This is a genomic window from Bradyrhizobium sp. (assembly GCF_036735945.1).
Taxonomy (GTDB): Bacteria; Pseudomonadota; Alphaproteobacteria; order Rhizobiales; family Xanthobacteraceae; genus Bradyrhizobium.
In genome coordinates this window covers 1-7,225 of the sequence record NZ_DAINNI010000181.1, presented here as the reverse complement: position 1 = coordinate 7,225, position 7,225 = coordinate 1, and the positions used below count along the sequence as shown (strand labels likewise).

Here is a 7,225-nt window from a genome sequence, read left to right as displayed (position 1 = left end):
ATTTGTCGCGGTCGATCCTGTGCGGGCCCATCTGCACCAGCGCGCCGCGCACCTTGACCTCGGGCAGGATCTTCCGCGCGATGGCGCCGGCCGCGACACGCGTCGCGGTCTCGCGCGCCGACGAGCGACCGCCGCCGCGATAGTCGCGCAGGCCGTATTTAGCCTCGTAGGTGAAGTCGGCGTGGCCCGGGCGAAACTTGTCCTTGATCTCGGAATAGTCCTTGGAGCGCTGGTCGGTGTTCTCGATCAGCAGCGCGATCGGCGTTCCCGTCGTCACCTGCACGCCGGTCTCCGGATGCGCCATCACGCCGGACAGGATTTTCACCGCGTCCGGCTCCTGGCGCTGGGTGGTGAAGCGCGACTGGCCGGGACGGCGGCGGTCGAGATCGTGCTGGATGTCCTCGTTGGTGAGCGGGATCAGCGGCGGGCAGCCATCGACCACGCAGCCGATCGCGACCCCGTGGCTCTCGCCGAAGGTCGTGACGCGGAACAGGTGGCCGAAGGTGTTGTGGGACATGTGCTATGTGCCGGCTGCGCAGACGCTTCGGAATGATGTTGATTGTCAACATGTGGTAACGCGGCGCGTTACGTGGGTCAAATGACCTCTGGGGGCTGGCCGGAACGAGCCCAGCCTAGCCGAAGGCCGCGACGACGGTTTCGATGGGCAGAAACAGGGTGCGGCTGTCTTCCGGATACTCGATGAACTCGGCGCATCTCATGTAGAAGCGTTTCGCTGCCCCGTCCTTCGCATGCACCATCACCGCCCCCATGCCGATGCTTTGCGAGGCGACCGCGATGCGGCGAAGGGCATCCGCGAGAATGTCGGCACCGAGCCCCTTCCCTGCGTGATCGCGGCTGACCGCCAATCGCCCGATGACCGATACCGGAATCGTGTCGGGCGCATTACGCCGCACCTTGCCCGGCGCCGCCGCGCGCTCCACGGCCCCGGCCGAGATGCAGAAATAGGCGACCGCCCGGTTGCCTTCGCAGACGACATAGGTTCGCGAAAAACGGCTTTCGTTCTTCAAGGCGCGATGCCGCAACCAGTCGTTCAATGCGGGTTCGCCGCAGTCGAACCCGGAAAGATCATGCTCGATGGTCAAGGCAACGGGTGCCGACAATCCGGGTTCGGCGTGCTCCGATGCGTCTCCTACTTCCGCCATGCAGGCGCCCGCCGCAGCAGCGATCGCAGCTTCGGTCCCGGCGCGGGAGGATTGTCGAGGGCATGCATGAAGGCGTCGTAACGCCTGGCATCGAGGACGAACAGGCGCTGGTCGAGCAGCACGTCAATCGCTTGCCGCCGGGCGGTCTCGATCATGAACTCCGTACGCGTCTTGCCGAGGATCGCTGCCGCGTCGTCGATGAGTTGCCGCGTGTTGGCCTCGATACGCAAATTGATGCTGCCCTTCGTATCGGCAACAGCAGAGCGCTCCGCGACATCAACGCTCGAATTTCCGAAACCTTCCGAACGGTCCTTTGCCATGGTTGGAATATGCGTCATTGTATCCACAATGTCAATACAAAGCCAGATTAGCTATATTTCCGCAAGCCCCCGTCGCGGAACACGTAGACCGCGCCCTGTTCGATCAGGAGGTCGGCGGCGCTCGCCGGCGTCTCGATGCCGAGCGCGACCATCAGCGCCCGCGCGGTGCCGCCATGGGCGACGGCTACGGTGTCAGCGTGAAGCGAATCGTACCAGTCCTGCATGCGCTGCTGCACCTCGGCGTAGGTCTCCCCGCCTTCCGGCGCCATCGTCCACTTCGCGGTCAGCCGCCTGGCGTACAGCACGGGATCGGCCGCCTGCATCTCGGCCAGCGTCGATCCCTCCCAGACGCCGTAGCCGATCTCGCGCAGGCGATCGTCGAGCGCATAATCCTGCAGCGGAAGTTCGAGAGTCCCGCGCACCAATTCCATTGTCGTCCGTGCGCGCGACAGCGGGCTTGCGACGAATGGCAGCGCCGAAGCGTCGCGGCCTTCGCGCTTGAAGATATCGGCCAGGATGGCGCCGGCATGGACCGCCTGCCGCCGACCGAGATCGTTCAGCGCGATGTCCCGCGTGCCCTGCAGCCTGCCTTGCGCATTCCACGACGTCTCGCCATGGCGAATGTAGTAGATCACAGGCGCAGGCATCGTACCGTCAGCTATTCCTTCGCAACCGAATTGGAGAGCTGCGCTGACTTCCGCGACATGCTTTCCAATCACGCTCTCCGGAAATTGGAGGTACACCAGCACTCCGGCGCGGTCGAGCCCTAATCGAACGTTCGATTAACGCTGTTTCCGCCTGCCCTCAATGACTGGAATAGAGCAGGCGATTGGGTGTTATGTTGGGTAAGGCGTTCGCGCCGGACGAGCCTTGCAACTCTTGCAAACTGGTACTGATGAGCGCGTTTCGCCAAAGTGTCGAAGCCATGATTCCGGCGCTCCGCCGCTATGCCCGCGCACTGGCGCGCGACGCGGATATCGCCGACGATCTGGTGCAGGATACGCTGGTGCGCGCGTTGCGTTCGGAGCGGCTGTTTCTCGGCGGCGACGTCCGGAGCTGGCTCTATACGATCCTGACCAATCTGAACAAGAACCGGCGGCGGTCGCTGGCGCGGCGGCCGCAGTTCATGCCGCTGTCGGACAACAATCCGGACGCCAGCGGCACCGAGGCCGAAGGCCGCGACATTTCGCGCGCACTGGCGACGCTGGCGGAAGAGCAGCGCTCGGTGCTGCTGCTGGTGATGCTGGAAGGGCTGAGCTACCGCGAGGTCGCCGACATCCAGGGCGTGCCGATCGGCACCGTCATGTCCCGGCTCGCCCGCGCACGCGCCCACGTCAAGGCTTCGCTCGAGGGTGAACGCACGGCGCTGCGGCGGGTTAAATGAGCGCGCAAGAGAACACGTTTGTAATGCGTCACGGATCGACAGAGCAGGAATAGACAGAGACCACGACAATGACCGATCGCAATATCCCCGTCACCGAAGACGAGCTGCATGCCTATGTCGACAACGAGCTGCCGGCCGAACGCCGCGGCGATGTCGAGGCGTGGCTCGCCACGCATCCCGAGGATGCCGCGCGGGTGCAGTCGTGGCAGGCGATGGCCGAAGAGCTGCATGCCAGGTACGATTCGATCGTCGACGAGGCGGTGCCGAAGCGGCTGGAGATCGAGCGGCTGGTGCGACAGCCGCGCCGATGGGTGTACGGCGCGGTCGCGGCCACGCTGGCGGCATTCATCGTCGGCGGCGGGGCGGGCTGGTTCGCGCGCGAGGCCACCGCGACGCCATCGCCTCTGCAAGCCTTCACGGTTCACGCGATCGAGGCGCACCGGCTCTATGTCGTCGAAGTCCGCCATCCCGTCGAGGTGCCCGGCAGCGAGCGCAGCCATCTGCAGCAATGGCTGACCAAGCGCTGCGGCTGGGTGGTCCGTGCCCCCGAGTTGCAGGGCGCGGGACTGAAGCTGGTCGGAGGCCGGCTGCTGCCGAGTTCCACAGGTCCCGCCTCCTTCATGATGTACGAGAGCGCCTCGGGCGAACGCTTCACGCTCTACACCGCCAAATCCGAGGCCGAGGCGACGCAGATGCGATTTGCCGCGGAAGGCAAGGAAAGCGCGCTGTTCTGGGCCGACGACGGCGTCATCTATGCGGTGGTCTCGACCGATGCGGACCGGGGACGGCTGAGCCAGGTGGCCCAGGCGATCTACGATCAGATGGAGAAGAAGGGCGGTTAGGCAACCTCAGCCGCTCTGTCCCAATTCTGACATCGAAAATCTGGAATTAAACCCCCAGCCGGTCTCATTATTGCGCCGGGTGATCACGCGAAAATGAGTAGCGCTCGATCCGCCGATCGGCGCAAGCGGCCTCGATCGGGGTTTGGTACCGCGCTGGTCCCCCTTTCGAGGCCGCCCCTTTTTCCGGGAAACCATTGATTTCACGGAAAGAAGTTCGCTTTCCCGGTAAGCGCCGACTCGAACGCCGAGCTCAATTTCACACGCCATCGCCGCCGCGAATCGCGGCGAATCAGCCGAGATCGCTGCGCGGATTATATGGGTGGCTGTCACGCCACTTTTCCATCAATGCCTCAAGCTCGGCATCGTTCCCGTCGGGTAAAATAATCCGGGTAATGACGAACAGGTCGCCCGTCCCCCCGGACTTGGGCAGGCCCTTACCCTTGAGGCGAAAGGTACGGCCGCTGGAGGTGTTCTTCGGGATCGACAGTTCCACGGCACTGCCCAGCGTAGGTACGCGGACCTTGCCGCCCAACACGGCTTCATAGAGCGTGATGGGCAGATCGAGGCGCAGGTCGCTGCCGTCGACCTTGAAGAACGGGTGCGGCGCGATGCTGACGGTGATCAGGAGATCGCCCGGGGGGTGACCGGGCGCGGTTTCGCCCTGCCCCTTCAGGCGGATCTGCTGACCGGCGGTGACCCCCGCGGGGATCTTGACGTTGAGTTCCTTGCCGTTGGGCAGGCGCACGCGCTTCTCGCCGCCCTTGACCGCCTCCTCCAGCGATACCGACATCGCGACGCTGAGATCGAGATCGAGGCCGATCCCGCCGGTGTCGAACTCGAAAGTCCTGCTGCCGCCGGGACGCCCGCCCCGGGCCGCGCCGCCGAACATGCTGTTGAGGATATCCTCGAAGCCGGCCCCGCCCGCGCCGCCGGCGCCGCCGGGACCACTGCGGAAGCTGTACTCGAAGCCGCCAGCGCCGGGACCGCCGCCGGCGCGGCCACGCGGGCCACCACCGCCGGGGAAGCCCTGGAAGCGCGGCTTGCCCTCGGCGTCGATTTCACCGCGATCGAACTGCTTGCGCTTGTCCTCGTCGCCGACGATCTCGTTGGCCGAATTGATCTCGGCAAAGCGTTCGGCCGCCTTCGGATCGTTCTTGTTGCTGTCCGGGTGGTGCTTCTTGGCGAGCTTGCGGTAGGCACTCTTGATCGCCGCAGCGCTGGCGCCCCGCGGCACCCCCAAGACCTCATAGGGGTCGCGCATCCGTCATGTCTCCTTCACGGAAATTCAGTTCTCAAGGGTTTAAGGCAATTCGCCTGCTTTGGCTTCATCTGGTGAGCCAGTTGCATTTTTGCAACGGCTGGAAGGCGACTTCAGCCCCTTGTCCACGGCTTGATGGTGTGAATTTCCCAACGGCCCTGGCCGGCCTTGCAGGCCGCGCCCTGCAGCCAGCTTTCCGAACGCCCGTTGACATAGCTCGCCAGAAAATCCCGGCAGGTGCGGCCGTCTTCCGCGGAATAGGCCTGCGACAGCGGCGTCACCGAGCCGCGCGCGCCGGTCTCCGGATTTTCCCATGGCTGGCTGGAATCCTTGTCGCCCTTGGCCAACACATCGGTGGCGGCGGTGCGGGCAAAGGCCAGATCGCTCTCGGTCGGCTGCGCTGCCGCCAGCCTGCCGAGCGTGCCCGTGAGGTCGGCGGATTCCATCCTGGCGTAGGAATCCGGGCGCGACAGGCTGCATCCGCTGGAGCCGAGGCCGATCAGGATCAACGTCATTGCCGCGCCCCTGCCCCTCGGCCCGATCACCAATAGGCCAACGCGTCCCCATGCCCTATATAGAGCCTGCCCGTAACTGGGCTGCAACGCGCGCTGGGACGCGAGGGTACGCAACTGGGACTCCTGCCATGACGGACACGACCTCCATCAAACACCCGACACCGTTAACATCGGGTGATTTTACCGCGGCGGAGGAACCGTTTGCGCTGTTCGCTGAGTGGTTTGCGGAGGCCGTGAAGTCCGAACCGAACGATCCCAACGCGATGGCGCTTGCGACCGTCGACGGCGACGGGCTGCCGGACATCCGGATGGTGCTGATGAAGGGCTATGATGCCGATGGTTTCGTGTTCTACAGCCACATCGCCAGCCAGAAAGGCCGCGAGCTCGCCGCAAATCCCAAGGCGGCTTTACTGTTTCACTGGAAGTCGCTGCGCCGTCAGATCCGCATCCGCGGCAACGTGACGCCGGTGACCGATGCGGAGGCCGACGCCTATTTCGCCACGCGGCCGAAACAGGCGCAGATCGGCGCCTGGGCCAGCAAGCAGTCGCAGCCGCTGGAAAGCCGCTTTGCCTTCGAGCAGGCGATCGCGCTGGTCGCCGCCAGGCACGTGATCGGCGAAGTGCCGCGGCCACCGGGCTGGAGCGGCTGGCGCATCACGCCCGCGCGCATCGAATTCTGGCACGACCGCCCGTTCCGCCTGCACGACCGCATCGAATTCCGCCGCGATGCGCCGGGACAAGCATGGAGCAAGGTGCGACTCTATCCCTGACGCCAAAACGCACGCGACGACATTCAAAGTTGAAAGACCTGCATGCCCGCCTCATCCAATGCGCCACGGCGCACGCTGCTTCTGACCGGTGCCAGCCGCGGCATCGGCCACGCCACCGCGATCCGCTTCTCTTCCGCAGGCTGGCGCGTCATCACCTGCTCGCGGCACGCCTTCCCGGAAGTCTGCCCGTGGGGCGCGGGCCCCGAGGATCACATCGAGGTCGATCTCGGCAACCATGACGACACCGTGCGCGCGATTTCCGAAATTCGCCGGCGGCTCGACAACGACGAACTGCATGCGCTGGTCAACAACGCCGCGATCTCGCCGAAGGCGCCCGCCGGCGGACGGCTCGGCACCATCGATACCGATATCGAGACCTGGACCCACGTCTTCCACGTCAACTTCTTCGCACCGGTCATGATCGCGCGCGGCCTTATCGAGGAGTTGAAGCACGCCAGGGGCGCGGTGGTGAACGTCACCTCGATCGCCGGCTCGCGCGTGCACCCGTTCGCGGGCGCGGCCTACGCGACGTCCAAGGCCGCGCTCGCCGCGCTGACGCGCGAGATGGCCTTCGACTTCGGCCGCGTCGGCGTGCGCGTCAATGCGATCGCGCCCGGCGAGATCGACACCTCCATCCTGTCGCCCGGCACCGAAAAGATCGTCGACCAGCAGATTCCAATGCACCGGCTCGGCACGCCGGACGAGGTCGCGAAGATCATCTATGTGCTGTGCACGGAAACCAGCTCGTACGTGAACGGCGCCGAAATTCACATCAACGGCGGCCAGCACGTTTAGTGTTGATCGCCGACATCTCTTCAGACCCTCATGGTGAGGAGGCGCGCTGGCGCCGTCTCCGGACGATGCTTCGCATCGCCGGGTGAACCATGTGGCCCGGCTTGAGTCTTACCTGGGCTTTCGTCCTTCGAGACGGCGCTAGCGCGCCTCCTCAGAGTGTGAGAATCTTTCGGCAACG

10 protein-coding genes are annotated in these 7,225 nt (G+C 65.0%); 4 read left to right on the top strand and 6 right to left on the bottom strand.

Annotated elements, in window-relative coordinates:
- The 4 genes from V7E26_RS28195 to V7E26_RS28180 all read right to left on the bottom strand — a co-directional run.
- Positions 1 to 517 (bottom strand): chorismate synthase (locus tag V7E26_RS28195; protein WP_324422675.1); only part of this gene is annotated, 517 nt, incomplete at its 3' end.
- A gap of 115 nt (positions 518 to 632) precedes the next feature.
- Positions 633 to 1,163, bottom strand: a complete 531-nt coding sequence (locus V7E26_RS28190; protein ID WP_324422674.1) for a GNAT family N-acetyltransferase — start codon at positions 1,161 to 1,163, stop codon at positions 633 to 635.
- The gene (locus V7E26_RS28185) at positions 1,151 to 1,483 is read right to left on the bottom strand and encodes a type II toxin-antitoxin system TacA family antitoxin (protein WP_324422673.1); all 333 of its coding nucleotides are present in this window, start codon (positions 1,481 to 1,483) and stop codon (positions 1,151 to 1,153) included. Before V7E26_RS28185 ends, V7E26_RS28190 begins: the two co-directional genes overlap by 13 nt.
- 47 nt (positions 1,484 to 1,530) lie before the next feature.
- Positions 1,531 to 2,130 carry a histidine phosphatase family protein gene (locus tag V7E26_RS28180; RefSeq protein WP_324422672.1) on the bottom strand — a complete coding sequence of 200 codons (600 nt, stop codon included), beginning with the start codon at positions 2,128 to 2,130 and terminating at the stop codon, positions 1,531 to 1,533.
- Positions 2,131 to 2,378: 248 nt separating this feature from the next.
- Between V7E26_RS28180 and V7E26_RS28175 the strand changes: the two genes are divergently transcribed.
- The gene (locus tag V7E26_RS28175; RefSeq protein ID WP_324422671.1) at positions 2,379 to 2,867 is read left to right on the top strand and encodes an RNA polymerase sigma factor; all 489 of its coding nucleotides are present in this window, start codon (positions 2,379 to 2,381) and stop codon (positions 2,865 to 2,867) included.
- A 68-nt stretch (positions 2,868 to 2,935) separates the two neighbouring features.
- Entirely contained in the window at positions 2,936 to 3,709 is a 774-nt protein-coding gene (locus V7E26_RS28170) for an anti-sigma factor family protein (RefSeq protein ID WP_324422670.1), read from the top strand.
- Between the two features lie 289 nt (positions 3,710 to 3,998).
- Here the strand turns inward: V7E26_RS28170 and V7E26_RS28165 are convergent, their stop codons facing one another.
- Both V7E26_RS28165 and V7E26_RS28160 read right to left on the bottom strand, forming a co-directional pair.
- Positions 3,999 to 4,970, bottom strand: coding sequence for a J domain-containing protein (locus V7E26_RS28165; protein WP_324422669.1), 972 nt, complete (start codon positions 4,968 to 4,970; stop codon positions 3,999 to 4,001).
- Positions 4,971 to 5,080: 110 nt separating this feature from the next.
- Positions 5,081 to 5,482 (bottom strand): RT0821/Lpp0805 family surface protein, encoded by a 402-nt coding sequence (locus V7E26_RS28160; RefSeq protein ID WP_324422668.1) that lies wholly within the window; start codon positions 5,480 to 5,482, stop codon positions 5,081 to 5,083.
- 128 nt (positions 5,483 to 5,610) lie between these two features.
- Between V7E26_RS28160 and pdxH the strand changes: the two genes are divergently transcribed.
- Positions 5,611 to 6,252 (top strand): pyridoxamine 5'-phosphate oxidase, encoded by a 642-nt coding sequence (gene pdxH, locus V7E26_RS28155; protein WP_324422666.1) that lies wholly within the window; start codon positions 5,611 to 5,613, stop codon positions 6,250 to 6,252.
- Positions 6,253 to 6,294: 42 nt separating this feature from the next.
- Positions 6,295 to 7,047 carry an SDR family NAD(P)-dependent oxidoreductase gene (locus V7E26_RS28150; protein ID WP_324422664.1) on the top strand — a complete coding sequence of 251 codons (753 nt, stop codon included), beginning with the start codon at positions 6,295 to 6,297 and terminating at the stop codon, positions 7,045 to 7,047.
- Positions 7,048 to 7,225: the final 178 nt, after the last annotated feature.

Excerpts from the sequence above, each read along its gene's own strand:
- pdxH (WP_324422666.1), top strand. The coding sequence starts at position 5,611 with ATGACGGACACGACCTCCATCAAACACCCGACACCGTTAACATCGGGT.
- V7E26_RS28185 (WP_324422673.1), bottom strand. The coding sequence starts at position 1,483 with ATGGCAAAGGACCGTTCGGAAGGTTTCGGAAATTCGAGCGTTGATGTC.
- V7E26_RS28150 (WP_324422664.1), top strand. The coding sequence starts at position 6,295 with ATGCCCGCCTCATCCAATGCGCCACGGCGCACGCTGCTTCTGACCGGT.
- V7E26_RS28160 (WP_324422668.1), bottom strand. The coding sequence starts at position 5,482 with ATGACGTTGATCCTGATCGGCCTCGGCTCCAGCGGATGCAGCCTGTCG.
- V7E26_RS28170 (WP_324422670.1), top strand. The coding sequence starts at position 2,936 with ATGACCGATCGCAATATCCCCGTCACCGAAGACGAGCTGCATGCCTAT.
- V7E26_RS28175 (WP_324422671.1), top strand. The coding sequence starts at position 2,379 with ATGAGCGCGTTTCGCCAAAGTGTCGAAGCCATGATTCCGGCGCTCCGC.
- V7E26_RS28180 (WP_324422672.1), bottom strand. The coding sequence starts at position 2,130 with ATGCCTGCGCCTGTGATCTACTACATTCGCCATGGCGAGACGTCGTGG.
- V7E26_RS28165 (WP_324422669.1), bottom strand. The coding sequence starts at position 4,970 with ATGCGCGACCCCTATGAGGTCTTGGGGGTGCCGCGGGGCGCCAGCGCT.
- V7E26_RS28190 (WP_324422674.1), bottom strand. The coding sequence starts at position 1,163 with ATGGCGGAAGTAGGAGACGCATCGGAGCACGCCGAACCCGGATTGTCG.